This window comes from Streptomyces sp. 3330 (assembly GCF_031456635.1).
Lineage (GTDB): Bacteria > Actinomycetota > Actinomycetes > Streptomycetales > Streptomycetaceae > Streptomyces.
In genome coordinates this window covers 57,458-78,040 of sequence record NZ_JAVDVA010000031.1, presented here as the reverse complement: position 1 = coordinate 78,040, position 20,583 = coordinate 57,458, and the positions used below count along the sequence as shown (strand labels likewise).

General features: G+C 73.3%; 20 protein-coding genes and 1 riboswitch. Of the genes, 17 read left to right on the top strand and 3 right to left on the bottom strand.

The window, feature by feature from the left end; all coding sequences use genetic code 11:
- The 5 genes from J2X68_RS34960 to J2X68_RS34940 form a co-directional block, all read left to right on the top strand.
- A partial coding sequence (locus tag J2X68_RS34960) for a flavodoxin-dependent (E)-4-hydroxy-3-methylbut-2-enyl-diphosphate synthase (RefSeq protein WP_310436625.1) occupies positions 1 to 335 on the top strand: 335 nt, incomplete at its 5' end.
- A gap of 26 nt (positions 336 to 361) precedes the next feature.
- Positions 362 to 2,284: a 1-deoxy-D-xylulose-5-phosphate synthase gene (gene dxs / locus J2X68_RS34955; RefSeq protein WP_310436624.1), complete on the top strand. Its 1,923-nt coding sequence runs from the start codon at positions 362 to 364 to the stop codon at positions 2,282 to 2,284.
- Positions 2,281 to 3,666, top strand: coding sequence for an aspartate aminotransferase family protein (locus tag J2X68_RS34950; RefSeq protein WP_310436623.1), 1,386 nt, complete (start codon positions 2,281 to 2,283; stop codon positions 3,664 to 3,666). The genes dxs and J2X68_RS34950 overlap by 4 nt, the downstream gene beginning before the upstream one ends.
- A 106-nt stretch (positions 3,667 to 3,772) precedes the next feature.
- Positions 3,773 to 4,405 carry an XRE family transcriptional regulator gene (locus tag J2X68_RS34945; RefSeq protein ID WP_310436622.1) on the top strand — a complete coding sequence of 211 codons (633 nt, stop codon included), beginning with the start codon at positions 3,773 to 3,775 and terminating at the stop codon, positions 4,403 to 4,405.
- Positions 4,402 to 4,524 (top strand): DUF6126 family protein, encoded by a 123-nt coding sequence (locus J2X68_RS34940; RefSeq protein WP_020129477.1) that lies wholly within the window; start codon positions 4,402 to 4,404, stop codon positions 4,522 to 4,524. The genes J2X68_RS34945 and J2X68_RS34940 overlap by 4 nt, the downstream gene beginning before the upstream one ends.
- A 111-nt stretch (positions 4,525 to 4,635) precedes the next feature.
- Here J2X68_RS34940 and J2X68_RS34935 read toward each other — a convergent pair whose 3' ends face one another.
- Positions 4,636 to 5,433, bottom strand: a complete 798-nt coding sequence (locus J2X68_RS34935; protein ID WP_310436621.1) for a tyrosine-protein phosphatase — start codon at positions 5,431 to 5,433, stop codon at positions 4,636 to 4,638.
- 221 nt (positions 5,434 to 5,654) lie between these two features.
- Between J2X68_RS34935 and J2X68_RS34930 the strand changes: the two genes are divergently transcribed.
- The 6 genes from J2X68_RS34930 (at position 5,655) to J2X68_RS34905 (ending at position 12,321) form a co-directional block, all read left to right on the top strand.
- Positions 5,655 to 7,730 carry an alpha-galactosidase gene (locus J2X68_RS34930; protein WP_310436620.1) on the top strand — a complete coding sequence of 692 codons (2,076 nt, stop codon included), beginning with the start codon at positions 5,655 to 5,657 and terminating at the stop codon, positions 7,728 to 7,730.
- Positions 7,731 to 7,999: 269 nt separating this feature from the next.
- A riboswitch (cyclic di-AMP (ydaO/yuaA leader) is annotated at positions 8,000 to 8,193 on the top strand.
- A gap of 4 nt (positions 8,194 to 8,197) precedes the next feature.
- Complete coding sequence (locus J2X68_RS34925; protein WP_310436619.1) at positions 8,198 to 9,166, top strand: LysM peptidoglycan-binding domain-containing M23 family metallopeptidase; 969 nt, start codon at positions 8,198 to 8,200, stop codon at positions 9,164 to 9,166.
- A 247-nt stretch (positions 9,167 to 9,413) separates the two neighbouring features.
- Positions 9,414 to 9,737 (top strand): hypothetical protein, encoded by a 324-nt coding sequence (locus J2X68_RS34920; protein ID WP_310436618.1) that lies wholly within the window; start codon positions 9,414 to 9,416, stop codon positions 9,735 to 9,737.
- A 14-nt stretch (positions 9,738 to 9,751) separates the two neighbouring features.
- Positions 9,752 to 10,468 carry a DUF6250 domain-containing protein gene (locus J2X68_RS34915; RefSeq protein ID WP_310436617.1) on the top strand — a complete coding sequence of 239 codons (717 nt, stop codon included), beginning with the start codon at positions 9,752 to 9,754 and terminating at the stop codon, positions 10,466 to 10,468.
- A 126-nt stretch (positions 10,469 to 10,594) separates the two neighbouring features.
- Positions 10,595 to 11,380, top strand: a complete 786-nt coding sequence (locus tag J2X68_RS34910; RefSeq protein ID WP_310436628.1) for an SGNH/GDSL hydrolase family protein — start codon at positions 10,595 to 10,597, stop codon at positions 11,378 to 11,380.
- 176 nt (positions 11,381 to 11,556) lie between these two features.
- Positions 11,557 to 12,321, top strand: a complete 765-nt coding sequence (locus J2X68_RS34905; RefSeq protein ID WP_310436616.1) for an SIMPL domain-containing protein — start codon at positions 11,557 to 11,559, stop codon at positions 12,319 to 12,321.
- 141 nt (positions 12,322 to 12,462) lie between these two features.
- Here the strand turns inward: J2X68_RS34905 and J2X68_RS34900 are convergent, their stop codons facing one another.
- Entirely contained in the window at positions 12,463 to 13,083 is a 621-nt protein-coding gene (locus J2X68_RS34900) for a TetR family transcriptional regulator C-terminal domain-containing protein (protein WP_310436615.1), read from the bottom strand.
- A 58-nt stretch (positions 13,084 to 13,141) separates the two neighbouring features.
- Entirely contained in the window at positions 13,142 to 14,329 is a 1,188-nt protein-coding gene (locus tag J2X68_RS34895; RefSeq protein WP_310436614.1) for a Glu/Leu/Phe/Val dehydrogenase dimerization domain-containing protein, read from the bottom strand.
- A gap of 197 nt (positions 14,330 to 14,526) precedes the next feature.
- Between J2X68_RS34895 and J2X68_RS34890 the strand changes: the two genes are divergently transcribed.
- From J2X68_RS34890 to J2X68_RS34865, 6 genes are all read left to right on the top strand, one after another.
- The gene (locus J2X68_RS34890) at positions 14,527 to 15,756 is read left to right on the top strand and encodes an MBL fold metallo-hydrolase (RefSeq protein WP_310436613.1); all 1,230 of its coding nucleotides are present in this window, start codon (positions 14,527 to 14,529) and stop codon (positions 15,754 to 15,756) included.
- Between the two features lie 311 nt (positions 15,757 to 16,067).
- On the top strand, positions 16,068 to 18,449 hold the full coding sequence (locus J2X68_RS34885) for an ATP-binding protein (RefSeq protein ID WP_310436612.1): 2,382 nt from the start codon (positions 16,068 to 16,070) through the stop codon (positions 18,447 to 18,449).
- A gap of 62 nt (positions 18,450 to 18,511) precedes the next feature.
- Complete coding sequence (locus tag J2X68_RS34880; protein WP_020129489.1) at positions 18,512 to 18,946, top strand: roadblock/LC7 domain-containing protein; 435 nt, start codon at positions 18,512 to 18,514, stop codon at positions 18,944 to 18,946.
- 2 nt (positions 18,947 to 18,948) lie between these two features.
- The gene (locus tag J2X68_RS34875) at positions 18,949 to 19,320 is read left to right on the top strand and encodes a DUF742 domain-containing protein (protein ID WP_310436611.1); all 372 of its coding nucleotides are present in this window, start codon (positions 18,949 to 18,951) and stop codon (positions 19,318 to 19,320) included.
- Entirely contained in the window at positions 19,298 to 19,948 is a 651-nt protein-coding gene (locus tag J2X68_RS34870) for an ATP/GTP-binding protein (RefSeq protein WP_310436610.1), read from the top strand. The genes J2X68_RS34875 and J2X68_RS34870 overlap by 23 nt, the downstream gene beginning before the upstream one ends.
- A 61-nt stretch (positions 19,949 to 20,009) precedes the next feature.
- On the top strand, positions 20,010 to 20,582 hold the full coding sequence (locus J2X68_RS34865; RefSeq protein WP_310436609.1) for a GAF domain-containing protein: 573 nt from the start codon (positions 20,010 to 20,012) through the stop codon (positions 20,580 to 20,582).
- The last annotated feature ends 1 nt before the right edge of the window (position 20,583 follow it).

Sequence of the window (20,583 nt, the reverse complement as noted above, 5' to 3'; positions counted from 1 at the left end):
GCCTGGAGATCGTCTCGTGTCCGTCCTGCGGCCGCGCCCAGGTCGATGTCTACAAGCTGGCCGAAGAGGTGACGGCGGGTCTGACGGGCATGGAGTTCCCGCTCCGGGTCGCTGTCATGGGCTGCGTGGTCAACGGCCCCGGCGAGGCCCGCGAGGCCGACCTCGGCGTCGCCTCGGGCAACGGCAAGGGCCAGATCTTCGTCAAGGGCGAGGTCATCAAGACCGTCCCGGAGTCGAAGATCGTGGAGACCCTCATCGAGGAGGCCATGAAGATCGCCGAGCAGATGGAACAGGACGGCGTCGCGGCGGGGGAGCCGGCCGTCAACGTGAGTTGAACAGCACGGACCGAAGGGGGCCCGACGTGACGATCCTGGAGAACATCCGGCAACCACGCGACCTGAAGGCGCTGTCCGAGGCGGAACTCGGTGAACTGTCCGAAGAGATAAGGGAGTTCCTGGTGCACGCGGTCGCCAGGACCGGCGGACACCTGGGGCCCAACCTGGGCGTGGTCGAACTGACCGTCGCGCTCCACCGGGTCTTCGAGTCACCGGTCGACCGCATCCTGTGGGACACCGGCCACCAGAGCTATGTGCACAAGCTCCTGACCGGACGTCAGGACTTCTCCAAACTGCGCGGCAAGGGCGGTCTGTCCGGCTACCCCTCCCGTGAGGAGTCCGAGCACGACGTCATCGAGAACAGCCACGCCTCCACCGCCCTCGGCTGGGCCGACGGCCTCGCCAAGGCGCGGCAGGTGCAGGGGGAGAAGGGCCATGTGGTCGCGGTCATCGGCGACGGCGCGCTCACCGGCGGCATGGCCTGGGAGGCGCTGAACAACATCGCGGCCGCCAAGGACCGGCCGCTGATCATCGTCGTCAACGACAACGAGCGCTCGTACGCGCCGACCATCGGCGGCCTCGCCAACCACCTGGCGACCCTGCGCACCACCGACGGGTACGAGCGCGTGCTGGCCTGGGGCAAGGACGTCCTGCTGCGCACCCCCGTGGTCGGCGCCACGGTCTACGAGTCGCTGCACGGCGCGAAGAAGGGCTTCAAGGACGCCTTCGCCCCGCAGGGCATGTTCGAGGACCTCGGCCTGAAGTACGTCGGCCCCATCGACGGGCACGACATCAAGGCCGTCGAGTCCGCGCTGCGGCGCGCCAAGCGCTTCCACGGGCCGGTGCTCGTGCACTGCCTGACCGAGAAGGGCCGCGGGTACGAGCCCGCCCTCGCGCACGAGGAGGACCACTTCCACACCGTCGGCGCGATGGACCCCCTCACCTGCGTGCCGCTCGCGCCCGCCGGGGGGCCGTCCTGGACGTCCGTCTTCGGCGACGAGATGGTGCGGATCGGCGAGGAGCGCGACGACGTGGTGGCGATCACCGCGGCGATGCTGCATCCCGTGGGGCTCGGCGGGTTCGCCGAGCGCTTCCCGGACCGCGTGTGGGACGTCGGCATAGCGGAGCAGCACGCGGCGGTGAGCGCGGCCGGGCTGGCGACCGGTGGCCTGCACCCCGTCGTCGCCGTCTACGCCACCTTCCTCAACCGGGCCTTCGACCAGCTGCTGATGGACGTGTCCCTGCACCGCTGCGGGGTCACGTTCGTCCTGGACCGGGCCGGCGTCACCGGCGTGGACGGAGCGTCCCACAACGGCATGTGGGACATGTCCGTGCTGCAGGTCGTCCCGGGACTGCGCATCGCGGCCCCCCGGGACGCCGAGCAGCTGCGCGCGCAGCTGCGGGAGGCGGTCGCGGTCGACGACGCGCCGACCGTGGTCCGCTTCCCGAAGGAGTCGGTCGGACCGGAGGTGCCGGCCGTGGGCCGGGTGGGCGGCATGGACGTGCTGCACCGGGGCGAACGCCCGCAGGTGCTCCTGGTGGCCGTCGGCGTCATGGCGCCGGTGTGCCTGCAGGCCGCCGGGCTGCTGGAGGCCCGCGGCGTCGGCTGCACGGTCGTCGACCCCCGTTGGGTGAAGCCCGTCGACCCGGCCCTGCCCGGGCTCGCCGCCGGGCACCGGCTGGTGGCCGTCGTCGAGGACAACAGCCGTGCCGCCGGCGTCGGATCGGCGGTGGCGCTGGCGCTGGGCGACGCCGAGGTCGACGTGCCCGTACGGCGGTTCGGGATCCCCGATCAGTTCCTCACGCACGCCAAGCGCGGCGAGGTGCTCGCCGACATCGGCCTCACCCCCGTCGAGGTGGCCGGCCGGATCAGCGCGAGCCTGGCCGCCGGGGAAGTCCGGTCCCTCGACGCTCCGGCGACCGGCCCAGTCAAGGAGAAAGCTGAATGACCACGGAGTTCGACCTCGGCGCCCTCCTGGCCGAGCGCGGAGCCGAGCGCTACGAGCTGCACGGCAGATACCTCAACCCCCAGCTGCCGCGCATGCTGCACACGATCGGCTTCGACAAGGTCTACGAGCGCGGTGAGGGCGCGTACTTCTGGGACGCGGACGGCAACGACTACCTGGACATGCTCGCCGGGTTCGGGGTGATGGGGCTGGGCCGGCACCACCCCGTCGTCCGCAAGGCGCTGCACGACGTCCTCGACGCCCGGCTCGCCGACCTGACCCGCTTCGACTGCCAGCCGCTGCCCGGGCTGCTGGCCGAGAAGCTGCTCGCCCACAGCCCGCACCTGGACCGGGTGTTCTTCGGCAACAGCGGCACCGAGGCGGTGGAGACGGCGCTGAAGTTCGCCCGCTACGCCACCGGCAGGCCGAGGGTCCTGTACTGCGACCACGCCTTCCACGGGCTCACCACGGGCTCGTTGTCGGTGAACGGCGAGTCGGGGTTCCGGGACGGGTTCGCGCCCCTGCTGGCCGACACGGCGGTCCCGCTCGGCGATCTGGACGCCCTCGCCCGTGAACTGCGGAAGGGAGACGTCGCCGCCCTGATCGTCGAGCCGATCCAGGGCAAGGGCGTGCACGAGGCGCCGCCGGGCCATCTGCGCGCCGCGCAGGAGCTGCTGCGCCGGCACAAGGCGCTGCTGATCGCGGACGAGGTGCAGACGGGGCTCGGCCGGACCGGCGACTTCTACGCCTACCAGCACGAGGACGGCGTCGAGCCGGATCTGGTGTGCGTGGCCAAGGCGCTGTCCGGGGGCTATGTGCCGGTCGGGGCGACGCTCGGCAAGGACTGGATCTTCAAGAAGGTCTACTCGTCGATGGACCGGGTGCTGGTGCACTCGGCGAGCTTCGGGTCCAACGCGCAGGCCATGGCGGCCGGGCTCGCGGTGCTGTCCGTGCTGGAGAACGACCAGATCGTGGCCAACGCGCGGGCCACGGGCGACCTGCTCAGGTCCCGGCTGGCGGCGCTGGTCGACAGGTACGAGCTGCTGGCCGACGTCCGCGGCCGGGGCCTGATGATCGGCATCGAGTTCGGCAGGCCCAGGTCGCTGAAGCTGCGCAGCCGGTGGGCCATGCTCCAGGCGGCCCGCAAGGGACTCTTCGCGCAGATGGTGGTGGTGCCGCTGCTGCAACGGCACCGGATCCTCACCCAGGTCTCCGGCGACCATCTGGAGGTCATCAAGCTGATCCCGCCGCTGATCATCGGCGAGGCGGAGGTCGACCGGTTCGTCGACGCCTTCACCGCGGTGATGGACGACGCGCACAGCGGCGGCGGGCTGATGTGGGACTTCGGCAGGACGCTGGTGAAGCAGGCGGTGGCCAACCGCTGAGCCGCCCGGGAGCGCGGGCGGCCGGGCGGGCCGTCCCGTCTCCCGGCCTTTTTGCCTCTGAGGCAACAAATTTGCCGCAGAGGCAATTCCGGCGTGGAATGAAGCCATGAGCTCGCCCGAGTCCGAGAATCCGGCGGAACACGCCGGGGCTCTTCCCGCCGTCGCCCCGCAGCTGCGCGCCCTGCGCCGCCGTGCCGCCCTCACCCTGGAGGCCGCGGCCCGCGCCGCCGGGCTGTCGCCCGCCCATCTCTCCCGGCTGGAGACCGGGCAGCGCCAGCCCTCGCTGCCGATGCTGCTCGCACTCGCGCGCATCTACGGTACGACGGTCTCGGAACTGCTCGGCGAGACGTCCGCCGACCGGGACGCCGTCGTCCGGGCCGCCGCCATGGAGCCGACCCGCGCGGGCGGCTGGACCTACTGGCAGGCGGGCGCCTCCGGGCGCGGGATGCAGGCCCTGCGCGTCCATGTGCCGTACGGCTCCCAGGGGGACGTCGTGCGCGTGCACCCCGGCGAGGAGTGGCTGCACGTCCTGCGCGGACGACTGCGGCTGCGCCTCGGCGACACCACCGAGCTGCTCGGCCCCGGTGACGGCGCCCACTTCGACTCGCTGACCCCGCACCGCCTCGCGGCGCAGGACGCCGACGGGGTCGAGCTGCTCTTCGTCCACACCCTGCTGCAGAGCCCCACGGCCACGCTGTGCCTGGGCCCGACCCCCTCGGACATCGGAGAGACGCCATGAAGGACATCGAGGAGAAGTTCCCCCGCACCCTGTGGATCCGGCTGATCATCTACATCGCGGTGGGACACGTCTTCGCGGCGTTCCTCTGGCTGCTGTTCGAGGTCGGGGCCAACCAGTAGAGCCCCGGGGGCCGGTGCGGCCTCCGGGGGGCGGGGCCGGGCGGGTCGTCGGACGCACCGCGGACGAACTGCCGGACGCGCTGCCGGGCGGGCGCGATGGCCGCTCCGGCGTCAGTCGAGCAGCCGGTCGCGCAGTCGGGCGCGGGTCCCGGGGGTGAGCCCGAGGCCCTCCTCCAGATAGGCGTCCACGCCGCCCCAGGTCTCCTCGATGGTCTCCCAGGCCGCCGCGAGGTACTCCGCGCGCGCGTCGAAGAGCGGGCTGAGCAGCTCCATGATCTCGGGGGAGTAGGCGTCGGCGGAGGAGGCGCTGCGGCGCACCCGGTAGCGGCGGTGCTTGGCGTTGGACTCCAGGTAGTCGGCGAGGATCGCCTCGCGCTCCACGCCCAGGGCGAGCAGCGTCACCGCGACGGACAGGCCCGCGCGGTCCTTGCCCGCCGCGCAGTGCATCAGCGCCGGGACGCTGTCCTCGGCGAGCGCGTGCAGCACCCGCGCGTGCTCGGCCGTCCGCTCCTTGATGATCGAGCGGTAGGAGGCGATCATGCGGCCGGCGGCCTTGCCGTCGCCCAGGATCCCGCGCAGCTGGTCGATCTCGCCGTCGCGGACCATCTTCCAGAACTCGGAGCCGTCCGCCGGGTCCGACAGGGGCAGGTTCACATTGCGCACGCCCGGCAGCTCGACGTCCGGGCCCTCCAGCTTCTGGTCCGCGGCGTTGCGGAAGTCGAAGATCGTGTGCAGGCCGAGGCCGGAGAGGAACGCGGCGTCCTCGTCGGTCGCGTGCGCGAGATGGCCGCTGCGGAACAGCACGCCGTGGCGCACCCGCCGGCCGTCGGCGGTCGGCAGTCCGCCCACGTCCCGGAAGTTGCGCACACCGGCCAGCTCGGGCTCGGTCGACGGGATCTGCTGCGTCACGGGGCTTCCTCCCTGTCGGTCTCCGTCGGCGCGGCTCGTGGTGGCCGAGGGAACACCTCCCTGACGATACGACATGGATTCCCCGGGCAACGGGTTGTCCCCGGGCGGTACTCCGGGCGTCCGCCCAGGTGAAGAGTCGTCCGCGGAAAGTTGCCCGGCGGGCCGACGGCATTCGATGATGTTGGTGCTTGATCGCACCTGTTCGAATCAGTGGGGGTTTGATGCCCGAGATCGCCGACAACGGCCGTACCTGGCTCCTTTCGGGGCCGACGAGCAGCTATGCCCTCCACCTCACCGAGGCCGACGAGCTGGTCCACCTGCACTGGGGCCCGGGCATCGCGCTCGCGGACGCCGAGGCGCTCGCCGCCCTTCCGCCGTCGGAGCGGGGGGCGTCCTTCGAGTCCCCGCTCGACGGCCGGGAGGAGTACCCGGTCGAGGGCGGCCCCCGCTTCGTCCGGCCCGCCCTGTCCGTGCGCACCGACGAGGGGCGCGGCACCGAGTGGTCCTACGAGGACTACGAGGCCGACGGCGACGAGCTGCGGCTGCGGTTCCGGGACGCCGGGCTGGCCGTCATCCTGCACTACCGGATGCGGGGCGATGTCGTCGAGCGCTGGACGACCCTGCGCAACGACGGCGAGCGGCCGCTGGAGCTGCTGCGCGCCGACTCCGCCACGTGGACCCTGCCCGAGCGTGACGACTGGCGGCTGTCGCAGCTGCACGGCCGCTGGGCCGCCGAGTCCCGGCTCACCCGGTCCCCGCTCACCTACGGCGAGAAGGTGATCGGCAGCCGCCGCGGCCACACCGGCCACCAGCACCTGCCCTGGGTCGCCCTGGACACCGACGCGACCGAGGAGCGCGGCGAGGTCTACGGCTGTGCCCTCGGCTGGTCGGGCTCCTGGCGGATCGCCGTCGCCCAACTGCCGGACGCGCGCGTGCAGATCACCGGCGGCGCCGGGTACGACGACTCGGGTCTGCTGCGGCTGGCCGCGGGGGAGTCCTTCACCACCCCCGTCTTCGCCGGCCTGTGGAGCGACGGCGGCTTCGGCGGGGCGAGCCGCGCCTGGCACGCCTACCAGCGCGCGTACGTCGTCCCGGACGCAGGGCAGGACCGGCCGGTGCTGTTCAACTCCTGGGAGGCCACCTACTTCGACATCTCCGAGGAGCAGCAGAGCGCGCTCGCCCGGCGGGCCGCCGCGATCGGCGTGGAGCTCTTCGTCGTCGACGACGGCTGGTTCGGGGCACGGACCGGCGACCACGCCGGGCTCGGCGACTGGCAGCCCAACCCCGACCGGTTCCCGGGCGGGCTGAAGCCCCTCGCCGACCACGTCCACGGCCTCGGGATGCAGTTCGGCATCTGGGTCGAGCCCGAGATGGTCAACCCGGACAGCGAGCTGTACCGGGCCCACCCCGACTGGGTGCAGTTCCAATCCGGACGAAAGCGGACGGAGTTCCGCAATCAGCTCATGCTCAACCTCGCGCGCGAGGACGTCCAGGAGTACCTGTGGGAGCAGCTCCACGGGCTCCTCTCCAGCGCGCCCATCGACTATGTGAAGTGGGACTTCAACCGCTGCTTCACCGACGCGGGATGGCCGGACGACCCTTACCCGCAGCGCCTCTGGGTCGACCACGTGCGGGCCCTGTACGCGCTCCTGGACCGGCTGCGCGAGGCGCACCCCGGGGTCGCCTTCGAGTCCTGCTCGGGGGGCGGCGGCCGTATCGACCTCGGGATCATGAGCCGCACCGACCAGGTGTGGACCTCCGACAACACCGATCCGCTCGACCGGCTCGACATCCAGCACGGCTTCAGTCAGATCCATCCCGCCCGGGTCATGGCGGCCTGGGTCACCGACAGCCCGAACGCCCAGCTCAACGGCCGGGTCAGCTCGCTGCGCTTCCGGTTCGTCAGCGCCATGGCCGGTGTGCTCGGCATCGGCGGGGACCTCGCCGAGTGGAGCGACGAGGACCTGGCCGAGGCGCGTCGGTGGGTGGACCTCTACAAGGAGATCCGGCCGCTCGTGCAGCAGGGGGACCTCTACCGGCTGCGGCCCCCGGCAGGCGGTCTGAGCGCCGTCCAGTACGTGCGCGGTGACGAGAGCGTTGTCCTCGCCTGGCTCCAGGCACAGCGGTTCGGCGAGCCCGTTCCGGCGCTGCGGCTGCGCGGACTCGATCCGACAGCATCGTACGAATGCCGCGAAACGGGCGAAGTGCATCGAGGGGCCGTACTGCTGCACCACGGACTGCGTACCGGGCTGCGCGGCGACCTTGATGCGACGGTTATCCGGCTGCGTCGCATCTGAGGTTTCTGTCCGAATTGGCTCCTTCCTTCCAACTCGCTCTGGAATAAAGGAACCTGGAGAGCTGTCACGTGAGCAGCGTCATATCCGTGACCGTACGTCGCCCGTCATGTTCACGTAATTCGTATGCGTCACAAGGGTGCTTGGCGCCGGACGGACCCTTCGGCTCACCCAGTGTGACCGGGGATTCGCACAGGGGATCAAGAGAATGGCGTCGGCGGCGCAACCTCTGCTTGTCCCTGTGCGTCCTGGTCGCTTACGTTCCACACCAATCCGGACGGACGCCGAATCCTGCCACCGCCCGGAGCCCGCACACTCACCCGTATCGGCAGGAGCGGGGGACCCACAGGCACAACCGCCTGTTCCGGTCTCCGGAACAGGCTTTGGGGTAAAGCCGCGCCTCGGCGCGGCCGGACATCTCCAGTCCGCACCCGACAGCTCACCTCGCAGGCGCCGGAGAGGAATTCGCCATGCCCGCGAAGGGTAAGCACCGCCGTCCGAAGACCCAGCGCTTCACTCGCTCCATCGCCGTCGCCGGAACGGGCGGCGCCGCGCTCGCCCTTCCGCTCATAGGCGCCGCCGGCGCCCACGCGGCCCCCGCGCAGTCCGTCGCCCAGGCGGCTTCCCAGGCCGTACCCCAGCAGGCCGTGCAGTCCGTCCCGGTGGCGCAGAAGTCCGCCACCGCCACGACGGCCAAGACGTACACCGTGCGGTCCGGCGACTACCTGTCGAAGATCGCCGACGAGCAGGACGTCGACGGCGGCTGGCAGAAGCTGTACCAGGACAACCGGCAGGCCGTCGGAAGCGACCCGTCGCTGATCCATCCCGGCCTGAAGCTCTCGATCGGCAAGAAGGCCGCGACGGGCGGCACCGGTGCGTCGTCCGGTTCTTCTTCTTCCTCCTCCTCCTCGTCCTCGTCGAAGTCGAAGGCGTCCGGAGCCGAGTCGTCGTCCTCGGCGTCCTCTTCATCCGGTTCCTCCTCCTCGAAGACGGTCACCCAGGCCGCCGAGAGCGGTGCGAACACCTCCAGCGGTTACACGCTCCCGGTGGCGGGCGCCTCGGTCGGCACCGCCTACCACACCGCCGGCAGCATGTGGTCCAGCGGCTACCACACCGGCACCGACTTCGTCGTCCCCACCGGCACCTCCCTCAAGGCCGTGGGCGCGGGCACCGTCGTCTCCGCGGGCTGGGGCGGCGCGTACGGCAACCAGGTCGTCATCCGGCTCGCCGACGGCTACTACGCCCAGTACGCCCACCTGTCCCAGCTCTCCGTCTCGGCCGGCCAGACCGTGACCGCGGGCCAGCAGCTCGGGCTCTCCGGTGCGACCGGCAATGTGACCGGCCCGCACCTGCACTTCGAGATCCGCACCACGCCGGACTACGGCTCCGACGTGGACCCGATCGCCTACCTCCGCTCGCACGGCGTCTCCGTCGGCTGACCCCCTCCGACTCCGACGACCTCCCGCCTGACACGCGGCCGAAGGCCGGACCCGATCCCCGGGTCCGGCCTTCGGCATGTCCGGAGAGCGCGGAGGGCGGGCCGGGCCGGTGCGGGGCTCTGCGCGTTCATGATCGTTCTGTTGCGGTCCTGTGGCAGCCCTTCCCGCCCCGTCGACAGGCGGACGAGGGTCGGGGCAGAGTGATCTCCGTCAGGGCAAGCGCTTTCCATCGCTCCCCGGAGGTCCCGTGTCCGGCGTCGACCGACGCATCGTCATGAAGGGCGCCGCGGCCGGCGTCGTCTCCCGCGCTCGCGACGCCACCCCGTTCCACGGCTACCTCGTCGGCGGCCGGCGCGAGGAGACCCTCGCCGAGGCCGCCGACCACCCGGCCCTGGGGCCGCACACCGGCGCCGTGCCGACCGGCGCCCGCGTCCACGGGCTCGCCCGGAACCCCGCGTGCGGCCTCGGCCGGACCGTCCGCGGCCACCTCCGGTCCGCGTACACCGGCCACTGCCCCGGCGCCGGGACCCGCCGCGTTCCCGTGCCGCGACTCACCACTCCCACCCGCTGAAGGAGCCGACCGACATGACGACCACCCGCAGGGCGTTCGGAGCCCTGGCCGCCGGCGCCGCGCTGTCCGCCCTCGGCCCGGCGCCCGCCGCGAGCGCCGCGGGCGCCCGGCCCCGCCGTCGCCGCCTCATCGCCCACGACGACTTCCGCCACGGCCTGCGCCGGTGGGTGGCCGAACTGGAGGGCGGCGGGACGGTCACCGCCTCCCGCGGGACGCTGGAGGTCGACGTGCCCGCCGGGGCCACGATCTGGTTCGAGCGACCGCTCCAGGGGCCGTACGTCCTCGAGTACACCGCGACGCCCGTCGCCGCGGGCGGGGCCAACGACCGCGTCTCCGACCTCAACAACTTCTGGAACGCCGTCGACGTCCGCTCCCCGGAGGACCTCTTCGCCACCCCGCGCGGCGGAGCGCTCGCCGAGTACGACCACCTGAAGACGTACTACGTCGGCTACGGCGCCAACAGCAACACCACGACCAGGCTGCGCCGCTATGTCGGCGAGGCGGGTGTGCGTCCGCTGATCCTCGACCGCACCGAACCGCTGCTCGTCGCGAACGAGCCGAACCGTGTCCGTATCGTCTCCGACGGCCCGGTCGTCCGCTGGTGGAACAACGGCCGGCTCGTCTTCGACCACGTCGACCCCGAGCCGTACACGGGCGGGCACTTCGCCTTCCGCACCACGTGGAGCCATTTCCGCATCAACGACTTCCGGGTGTGGTCCCTTATTCCCTGATTGGCAAAGTCTTTAAGGGTGTCTTATCTCACCGCCCGTCAACCCTTTCCTACGATCGCGTAGGTCACATTCGAAGGTGAATGATGAACTGCTGTGGCAGACGATTCGAAGAGTGACAACAGATCAGTGATCGGGTCGTACGTGGCGGTGGGGGACAGCTTCACCGAAGGCGTCGGCGACCCCGGCCCCGACGGGGCGTTCGTCGGGTGGGCGGACCGGTTCGCGGTGCTTCTCGCGGACCGGCGGCCCGAGGGCGACTTCAACTACACCAACCTCGCGGTCCGCGGAAAGCTGCTCGACCAGATCATGGAGGACCAGCTTCCCAGGGCGGTCGAACTCGCCCCGGACCTCGTCTCCTTCTGTGCGGGCGGCAACGACATCCTCCGTCCCGGTACCGACCCGGACGAGGTCGCCGAGCGTTTCGAACGCGCGATCTCGGCCCTGACCGCCGCAGCCGGCACCGTCATGGTGACCACCGGCTTCGACACCCGAGGCGTCCCCGTGCTCAAGCATCTGCGCGGCAAGATCGCCACCTACAACGGGCACGTCCGCGCCGTGGCCGACCGCTACGGCTGCCCGGTCCTCGACCTGTGGTCCCTGAAGTCCGTCCAGGACCGCAGGGCCTGGGACGGCGACCGTCTCCACCTCTCCCCGGAGGGGCACACGCGCGTGGCGCTGCGCGCCGGCCAGGTGCTCGGCGTCGAGGTGCCGGCCGACCCGGAGCAGCCGTGGCCGCTGCTCCCGCCGCGCGGCACCCTGGACGTGCGGCGCGACGACGTCCACTGGGCCCGCGAGTACCTGGTGCCGTGGATCGGACGACGGCTGCGTGGGGAGTCCTCCGGCGACCACGTGATCGCCAAGGGCACGCTGTCGCCGGACGACATCAGGATGCGGATAGCGGCCGTCGCCTGAGCCGTTGTCCGCGCGGTGACGCGGCCGCCCGCCGCAGTGCGCACGGCCGGCCGCTCCACCAGTGAGGTGATCGCACGGGAGTGGTGCCCGGGCGGGGCCGGGCGCGGGTGCTGGGATGACCGCACCCGCACCCGGCCCCGCCCGGCACCGCCCACACCTCCAAGGACCGGTCCCGCATGCCCTTTTCCCGTACGCCCGTCGCCGCGGCCCTCGCCTCCCTGCTCGCCCTGGGGGTCCCCGCGCTCACCGCGCCCGCGGCGGCCGCGCTGCCCGCCCGCCCCGCCGCGACGGCCCGGCCGCTCGCTCCGGACAGCCCCGCCACCGTCACGGTGACCGGCGAGGGCAGCGCGAGCGCACCGCCCGACCTCGCGGTCGTCGGCGCGGGCGTCGAGGCCACCGCCATGACGTCGCAGTCCGCGCTGGACGCGCAGAACAAGGCGGCCGCCGCGCTGCTGGCGGCCGTCCGCGCCCAGGGCGTCGCCGACCGGGACATCCGCACGGAGCGCATCTCCCTCGACGCCGTCTACGACCACACCGGCGGCACCGCCCGCCTGGCGGGGTACCAGGCCGCGCAGTCCTTCTCCGTGAAGGTGCGGGAGGTGGCGAAGGTCGGCGCGGTCGTGCAGGCGGTCACCGACGCCGCGGGTGACGCCGGGCGGATCGGCTTCGTGGCCTTCGACGTCGCGGACCCCGCCCCGCTGCGGGCCGCCGCGCGCGAGGCCGCGCACGCCGACGCCCACGCCAAGGCCGAGCAGTACGCCATCCTCGGCGGCCGCCGCCTGGGCCGGCTCGTCTCGCTCAGTGAGGACGCGTCCAGCTCCCCGCGTCCCGTCCCGTCGGCCGCGGACACCCCCGGCGCCGGCCTCGGCGGGGTGCCCGTCGCGCCCGGCGAGATCCGCGCGACGGCGACGGTGACGGCGGTGTACGAGCTGGCGGACTGAGCCGACGGCCGGACCGGGTTGCGGGCCGGGCCGGATCCGGCGGGCCGGGCCGGCCCGGGACCGGCCCGCGGGCGCGGCGGGCGGTGTCGGTGAACGGACGCACGGCCGGCGCGCGGCCGGGGTCGCGGGGAGAGGCGGGTCTCAGCGGCCCCGGGTGGGCAACGTGCCGGGGTCCAGATCGAGTTCCCGGGCCAGTGCCTCGTCGACCCACTCCTGGGCGCGGGCCCGGGACACCGTGCCCGCGTAGGACGTCAGCTGGACGGCGAGTCCGTCGAGCAGGGCCGTCAGACGCAGGGCGGTGCCGGCCGGGTCCGGGCAGCGGAACTCGCCCGCGGCCACGCCCTCCGCGATCACCTCGGCGAGCGCCGCCTTCCACTCCCGGTCGAGATCCCGCGCGACCTCGCGCAGCGCGGGTTCGCGCAGCGACACCGCCCAGCCCTCGATCCACAGCCGCCAGCCCTTGGCCTGACCCGTGGGCGCGTACCAGCGCACCGCCGAGCGCAGCCGGCGCAGTGCCGTGGTCCGGCGGCCGACCAGCTTGCGCAGCCGAGCCAGATCGCCCTCGGCCGCGTAGGCGAACGCGTCGGCGACCAGCTTCTCCTTCGTCGAGAAGTGGTAGAGCACCAGGGCGTTGCTCACCCCGAGGGCCGCGGCCACGTCGGCGATCCTGACCGCCGCCACGCCCCGCGCCTCGATCTGCTCGATGGCCGCCCGCAGCAGCTCCTCGCGCCGCTCGGCCACGCTCAACCGGACCCTCACCACGCCGTCACCCTAATCCGTCGGTGCGCGCGACGCCGGACCGGTCCGTGACGGCGCGGGCTCACGGGCCGGGCCGGTACCGCCCGAAGCGCTCCGCGATCACCGGCAACCGCTGCTCGGCGATCGTGTGCGCGGCGGTCCGCGGGGTCGTGCCGTCCGCCTCGGCGCGGGCCAGCACCAGTTCCACCAGGGCGCGCATCGAGCGGCGCGTGTACGCGAAGGCCTCCGCCGGGTCCGCGCCGATGTCGCCGAACAGCGTCCACCACCACCAGGCGTTCGTCCCGGAGTTGACGACGACGTCCGGCAGCACGCTCACCCCGCGCGCGTGCAGCAGCCGCTCCGCCTCCGGCAGGACGGGCATGTTGGCGGCCTCGGCGATCCACCGGGCGCCGATCCGCTCCTGCTCCTCGACCCCGATGGCGTACGACACGGCGGCCGGCACCAGCACCTCCGCCTCCACCGACAGCCACGCGTCGCCCGGCAGTTCGCGGTCCCCGGGGCGCAGCACCGCACGGTCCACGGTGCCGTGGGCGTCCCGCGCGGCGAGCAGCGCCTCCACGTCGAGACCGGACGGGCAGGCGATGGTGCCCTTGACGTCGGCGACGGCCACCACCGTCAGCCCCGCACGCGTGAGGAAGCGCGCCGTGGCGCCGCCCATGGTGCCGAACCCCTGGAGGGCGGCCCGCGTCCCCGCGTACGCCGCTCCGGCCCGGTCCAGGGCGGTGAGCACGGACTCGGCGACCCCGCAGCCGCCGACCAGCTCGTCCAGGCCGATGCCGTCCACCTCGACGGCGAAGGCGTCGGCGAGCCGCCCGCGCGCGGCGCACTCGTCGTCCAGCAGCGGGTAGACCGCCTGCACGGACGACACCATCCCCGCCTCGGCGACCGCCCGGTCCACCAGGTCCTGGGTCAGCCCCAGGTCCTCGCCGGTGGTCCAGCAGCTCTCCACGTACGGCCGTACCGCCCGCAGGTAGCGCACCAGCAGTCCGTACGCCTCCGGGTCCCGGGGATCACAGTCGATGCCGCCCTTGGCGCCGCCCAGCGGGACGTAGCGGGCCTCGGGGTCGTAGTGCAGCGCCTCCTTCAGGCTCATGCCGCGCGCGAGCCCGGTCACCTCCTCCAGGGTGCAGCCCGCCCGCATGCGCAGCCCGCCGCTGCACACGCCCCGCACGAGCCGGTCGACGACCAGGTGGCCCTGGCGCCCGGTGACGTGATCGGTCCAGGTCAGCGACAGGAAGGGGGCGGTCATACGGACTCCTCGACCGGTGGACCCGGCGGACCCGGCGGGGCCTGATGCGGGCTGGTACTGAACAGTGGGTCAGTATCGGAAGAGCGCGGGCACCGTGTCAAAGCGGGCGCGCGGCCGGATGTGACCGGACCGGCCCCGGGCGTCGCCGGAGCGGGCGACCATAATGGAATGCCTCAGCGACTCCACCTGGAGGTACCGTGTCCGGTTTCCGTTCCCTGAGCTCCGGGCTCCGCGCTCTGCAGCCCGAGGCCTTCGGCGCGGATCCGAGCGGAGAGCGCCTCGCGCGCATCCGCAGATCGCCCCACTTCAAGGACGGGGTCTTCCAGAACCCCGGCGGCCCGGCGCGGACCCGTCCCTCAGGCTCCGCGCTCGACTTCGCCAAGGTCTTCTTCGACAAGGAACAGCGCCCGCGCCGTGCCCCCGCGGGCACCGTGCCGGTGCACCCCACCACCCTCGCCGACCTCGCCGCGCCGCCGGCCACGGGGCTGCGGCTGACCTGGATGGGTCACTCCAGCGTGCTCGCGGAGATCGACGGGCGGCGCGTCCTGTTCGACCCCGTCTGGGGCGAGCGCTGCTCCCCCTTCCCCTTCGCGGGGCCCAAGCGGCTGCACCCGGTCCCGCTGCCGCTGGCCGCACTCGGCCCGGTCGACGTCGTCGTGATCTCCCACGACCACTACGACCACCTGGACCTGCCCACGATCAAGGCCCTCGCGGACACGGACACCCTGTTCGCCGTGCCGCTCGGCGTCGGCGCCCACCTCGAGCACTGGGGTGTGTCCGCCGACCGGCTGCGCGAGCTGGACTGGCACGAGGCGACGAAGGTCGGCGGACTCACCCTGACCGCCACCCCGGCCCGGCACTTCTGCGGCCGCGGTCTGCGCAACACCCAGCACACCCTGTGGGCCTCCTGGGTGGTCGCGGGCGAGGAGCACCGGGTCTACCACAGCGGCGACACCGGGTACTTCGACGGCTTCAAGGACATCGGAGCCGATCACGGCCCGTTCGACGCGACCATGATCCAGATCGGCGCCTACTCGGACTTCTGGCCCGACATCCACATGACCCCCGAGGAGGGCATGCGCGCCCACCTGGACCTCCAGGGCGGTCCCGGCGGCGTGATGCTGCCGATCCACTGGGGCACGTTCAACCTCGCCACCCACGCGTGGACGGACCCGGGGGAGGGCACCCTGGCCGCCGCACGGGCCGTCGGGGCGCGGGCCGCCCTGCCCCGGCCCGGTGAGCCTTTCGAGCCCGCCGCCGAGACGGTCCCGGGCGAGCCCTGGTGGCGTCAGGCGGCACTCGCCCCGGCCGCCGGATGGCAGCCGCTGATCGCGACGGTAACGAAGGCCAAAGCCGATACTGAGAGTGACGAAAGCCGGGGTGTCGTCGAGGGCGGGGATACGCCGGAGGCGGTCCCGGCGGGCTGACAGGGACCGGAGATGTTCGACCGTGCGGGTCGGGGAGCGAGAAACTCCCCGGCCCGCACAGTCGTTTCCGGACCGCCTCTGAGCAGGTCTGATCGACTTCTTTCCGAGTTGCCGCCCGGAGGGTGTCGTCTTATCGGTCTGTCGTGCGAAGCCTCATACCAGAGCGGGACGCTCGCCGGGTGACTTTGTCAACTGCCCACCGCACCTGACGCGTTGCCGACTACTGTGAGTGGCCGTCGGGCGACACCTTGCCGAATTCTTCGGCTCTCCCGACCGACAGCCAGGCTCGACGGACCAGTACGAGGACACCGATGTCTCACCTCCGCGCACCCGCCGCACGCGCCGACCGCCGTGAGGGCGGACGGCACGGGCGGCCGGTCGTCCGCCCCGCACCGGCGTCGGCCGAGACACACATACGGCCCCAGTTGCTGCGGCTCGCCGTGCTCCCGCCGACCGCCGTCGCCCTCAGCGCCTGCGCGGTCGTCCTGTTCACCGTGCGCTCCACCGGCGTCCGGCCCGGCGCGACCCTGTGGGCCGTCCTCGCCGGCGCCGTCGCGGTGACCGGCGCCGGCATCGTGATCGCCGCCGTGGCCGCCGACCGCGCCGCCCGCTCGGTCAGCGACCGCGTCGCGGCCCTGCGCCGCGCCGGCGCCCGCGGCGAGGCCGACCTGCGGGCCGTCGTCGAGGCGCTGCGCCGCGGCGAGGTCCCGCCCCGGCGCACGTCGCGTCGCGGCCCGCCCGGCGACGCCGACGACTTCGAGCTGCTCGCCGCCGACCTGGCCCGCGCCCACGACGGGGCCGTCACCGCCGTCGTACAGGCCGCGCAGCTGTCCAGCCAGGCCGGCAGCGAACAGAAGCTGGAGGTCTTCGTCAACCTCGCGCGGCGCCTTCAGTCCCTGGTGCACCGCGAGATCTCGATCCTCGACGAGCTGGAGAACTCGATCGAGGACCCCGACCTCCTCAAGGGCCTCTTCCACGTCGACCACCTGGCCACCCGCATCCGCCGCCACGCCGAGAACCTCGCCGTCCTCGGCGGGGCCGTCTCCCGGCGCCAGTGGAGCAACCCGGTCTCCATGACCGAGGTGCTGCGCTCCGCCATCGCCGAGGTCGAGCAGTACGCGCGGGTCAAACTCGTCCCGCCCGTCGACGGCGAACTGCGCGGCCACGCCGTCGCCGACGTGATCCACCTGCTCGCCGAACTCGTCGAGAACGCCACCGTGTTCTCCGCCCCGCACACCCAGGTGCTGCTGCGCGCGAACCTCGTCACCTCGGGACTCGCCGTCGAGGTCGAGGACCGCGGACTCGGCATGCCCGTCGAGGAGCAGAGCAGGATGAACGCCCTGCTCGCCGACCCCGACCAGGTCAACGTCGGCCGGCTGCTCGCCGACGGCCGCATCGGCCTGTTCGTGGTGTCCCAGCTCGCCCGGCGGCACGGCATCCGGGTCCGGCTCCAGAACAACATCTACGGCGGCGTCCAGGCCGTCCTCGTCGTCCCGCAGGCGCTGCTGGGCTCCGCGCCGGGCATCGCCGGGGCGGCCCCGCACGGACCGGACACCGACGGCGCCGGTCTGCCGCTCGTCCCCGCCGCGTCTCCCGCCCCGGCCGAACCGGCACGCCCGCCCCTGCCACCCGCCCCGCGGTCCCGCCCCGCCCGGACACCCGACCCCGCGTCGTCGCCCGGCCCGCGGCACACCGCGGACGCGGGCCGGGCGACCACGGGCCTCGCGCACCCGCAGGACACGCCGGGCACCCGCGGGTCCTCGGCGCCGCCCCCGGGACGCGACACCGACGGCGCCGGGCGGTCGTTCGGCCCGGCGCGGGCCCGGGAGCGGGGCGGCGCCACGCCAGCCGGCCCGCCGGAGCCGTGGGACGTCACGGGCGCGGGCCCGACCCCGGCGCGGGACACGCCCGGGTCCGGGGCGCCCCTCGTCGCCGCGCCCGGGCAGGGCCGTCCCAGCGGCTCAGAACCGGCCCGGGTCGCCGCGCCGGACGGGCCCGGCCTCGGCGCCGCCCCCGCCGCACCGATCCCGCAGCCGGGCGCACCCGCGCCCCTGCCCGTCCGGGGCGCCCGCGCGGAGCGGCCCAACCCGGCCGAGGCCGTGCCCGGCATCCGGCGCGGCGACCGGCCCGTCGTCGAGGAGCACGCGGGCATCGCGCCCACCCCGCGCGTCGGCACGGTGCGCGGGACCATGGGCAAGCCCCAGCTGCCCCGCCGCCGCGCCCAGGAGCACATCGTGCCCCAGCTGCGCGGCGGCCCGGCCCCGCGCCAGGACTCCGAGCAGCCCGCCGGGCACGATCCCAACCTGATGGCGGCCTTCCAGCGGGGCATCGGCTTGGCCGAGGCCCAGCAGAGCCTGGAGGCGGACGTCCTGGACCCGGCGCCGTCGCGCCCGCCGGCCCCCCTCGACGTGCTGCTCGACCCGGCGGCCCACCCGGCGTCGGGGCACGACCGCAGGCCCGGAGAGCACCGCGCCGTGGGCGGCGAGGCCTCGGGCCACGGCGCGGACCAGGGCCGGCTCGTGCCGCTCCCGGTCCGCGCCGACGCACGGCCTCCGCAGCCGTCCCGCATACCGCAGGCGCACCCCGCGCCCGCCGCCGCGCCGTCCGAGGCGTACGGCGCGGGCGACGGGTCCAACCTGCCCGGTCCCGACCGATCCACCGCCCGGCACGACGGGAGCGCACCAGCCGGATGAGCGCGGTCACCCCCACCCCCACCGCTCCCGCAGACCTTCGTACCCCAAGGAGTCGATCCACCATGGCGAGCGATGCGCCGACCGGCCAGGTATCCGATCTCGACTGGCTGATGAGCGGCCTCGTGCAGCGCGTGCCGCACACCACGAGCGCGGTGCTGCTCTCCTGCGACGGACTGGTGAAGTCGGTCCACGGCCTCGACCCGGACAGCGCCGACCACATGGCCGCCCTGGCCTCCGGCCTGTACTCGCTCGGCCGCAGCGCCGGCGTCCGGTTCGGCGACGGCGGGGACGTCCGGCAGGTCGTCGTCGAACTCGACTCGACGCTGCTGTTCGTCACCACCGCGGGCTCCGGCGCGTGCCTCGCGGTGCTGGCCGGCCGGGAGGCCGACGCGGCCGTGCTCGGCTACGAGATGTCGATGCTCGTCAAGAGCGTCCGGCCGTATCTCATGACCGCGCCCCGGCAGCACGCCGTCGAACCGTCGGTGATGGGGCCTTGAGCGTGGCGGCGACCGGCGACGGGCCCTGGCTCGACGACGCGGCCGGGCGGCTGGTGCGCCCGTTCACGGTCAGCGGCGGCCGGACCAAGCCGAGCGTCGCCCTCGATCTCATGTCGCAGGTGATGGCCACCGGGGCGACGCCCCTCGGCTACCTCGGTCCCGAACACGCGACCGCGCTCCACCTGACCCGCGCACCCGTGTCGGTGGCCGAGATCGCGGCCCATCTCAAGCTGCCGGCCGCGGTCACCAAGGTGCTGCTCTCCGACCTCCTCGACTGCGGGGCGCTGACCACCAAGCCCCCCGAGTTCCACCACAACCCCACCGACCGGGCCCTACTGGAGGCAGTGCTCGATGGACTACGACGACAGCTCTGAGTACAACGAGCACCGCGCGTACGGCGCCCCCGCGGGCGGCGTTTCCGACCCCTTTCCCACCGCGCTGAAGATCCTGGTCGCGGGCGGCTTCGGGGTCGGCAAGACGACCTTCGTCGGTGCCGTCAGCGAGATCGCGCCGCTCAGCACCGAGGAACTGCTCACCACGGTCAGCGCCGCGACCGACAACCTCGACGGCATCGAGAACAAGGTCGAGACGACCGTCGCCATGGACTTCGGCCGGATCACCCTCGACCCGAGCCACGTCCTCTACCTGTTCGGCACGCCCGGCCAGGAACGGTTCTGGTTCATGTGGGACGAACTGTCCGAGGGCGCCCTCGGCGCGGTCATCCTCGCCGACACCCGCCGCCTGGAGGAGTGCTTCGCGGCCGTCGACTTCTTCGAGGAACGCGGACTCGCCTTCATCATCGCCATCAACGAGTTCGACGGCTCCCACCGCTACAACCCCGAGGAGGTGCGCGCCGCCATCGACCTCGCCCCGGACGTCCCCGTCGTGCGCTGCGACGCCCGCATCTCCGCGTCCGGTGTCCAGACCCTGCTCACCCTCGTCAAACACCTCATCGCCCACGCACCGGCCGCACCCCAGCCGAGCCGCGGCGCCCACATGTGATCCCCGCCCCCAACGCCCCGGAGCCGTATATGACCTACGTCCACAGCGACGGAACCCGGCCATGAGCTACGACCCGCCGCGCCCGGCCGGTCGTCTGCTGCTCACCCCGGAGGACAAGGAGGCTCCCGCCCGTGCCCGCCGGCTGCGCCGGCTCGGTCTCGGGGCGCAGCCGGAGCCCGCCCTGGACGCCTTCGCGGACCGCCTGGCCCAGGTGGCCGGAGCGCCGTACGCCATGGTCAACTTCCTCGACGAGGAACGGCAGTTCTTCGCCGGGCTGCACACCCCGCGGGGCGGCCGGGCCGCACGCGGCGGCAAGCCCGAGGTGGGCCGCAGACTGCCCCGCGACTACGGCTACTGCCCGCATGTCGTCGCGCGGCGCAAGGCGCTGGTGCTGGAGGACGTGGGCGACTACCCGCGCTTCGCGGGCAACCCGGTCGTCGACGAGTACGGCATCCGCTCCTATCTGGGCGCCCCGCTCATCGACACGAGCGGCATGGTGCTGGGCACGGTGTGCGTCGCCGACCTCACGCCCAGGCCCTGGGGGAAGGCCGGTCTGGAGACCATCAAGTCGACGGCCGCCGAGCTGGCCGGACACCTTCAGCGGCGCGGGAGCGACGGGTTCCCGGAGCCCTGAG

What these genes read in the sequence shown, in the direction of transcription:
- J2X68_RS34950 (WP_310436623.1), top strand. Translation starts at nt 2,281, where the DNA reads ATGACCACGGAGTTCGACCTCGGCGCCCTCCTGGCCGAGCGCGGAGCC.
- J2X68_RS34945 (WP_310436622.1), top strand. Translation starts at nt 3,773, where the DNA reads ATGAGCTCGCCCGAGTCCGAGAATCCGGCGGAACACGCCGGGGCTCTT.
- J2X68_RS34940 (WP_020129477.1), top strand. Translation starts at nt 4,402, where the DNA reads ATGAAGGACATCGAGGAGAAGTTCCCCCGCACCCTGTGGATCCGGCTG.
- J2X68_RS34930 (WP_310436620.1), top strand. Translation starts at nt 5,655, where the DNA reads ATGCCCGAGATCGCCGACAACGGCCGTACCTGGCTCCTTTCGGGGCCG.
- J2X68_RS34925 (WP_310436619.1), top strand. Translation starts at nt 8,198, where the DNA reads ATGCCCGCGAAGGGTAAGCACCGCCGTCCGAAGACCCAGCGCTTCACT.
- J2X68_RS34915 (WP_310436617.1), top strand. Translation starts at nt 9,752, where the DNA reads ATGACGACCACCCGCAGGGCGTTCGGAGCCCTGGCCGCCGGCGCCGCG.
- J2X68_RS34905 (WP_310436616.1), top strand. Translation starts at nt 11,557, where the DNA reads ATGCCCTTTTCCCGTACGCCCGTCGCCGCGGCCCTCGCCTCCCTGCTC.
- J2X68_RS34895 (WP_310436614.1), bottom strand. Translation starts at nt 14,329, where the DNA reads ATGACCGCCCCCTTCCTGTCGCTGACCTGGACCGATCACGTCACCGGG.
- J2X68_RS34885 (WP_310436612.1), top strand. Translation starts at nt 16,068, where the DNA reads ATGTCTCACCTCCGCGCACCCGCCGCACGCGCCGACCGCCGTGAGGGC.
- J2X68_RS34880 (WP_020129489.1), top strand. Translation starts at nt 18,512, where the DNA reads ATGGCGAGCGATGCGCCGACCGGCCAGGTATCCGATCTCGACTGGCTG.
- J2X68_RS34870 (WP_310436610.1), top strand. Translation starts at nt 19,298, where the DNA reads ATGGACTACGACGACAGCTCTGAGTACAACGAGCACCGCGCGTACGGC.
- J2X68_RS34865 (WP_310436609.1), top strand. Translation starts at nt 20,010, where the DNA reads ATGAGCTACGACCCGCCGCGCCCGGCCGGTCGTCTGCTGCTCACCCCG.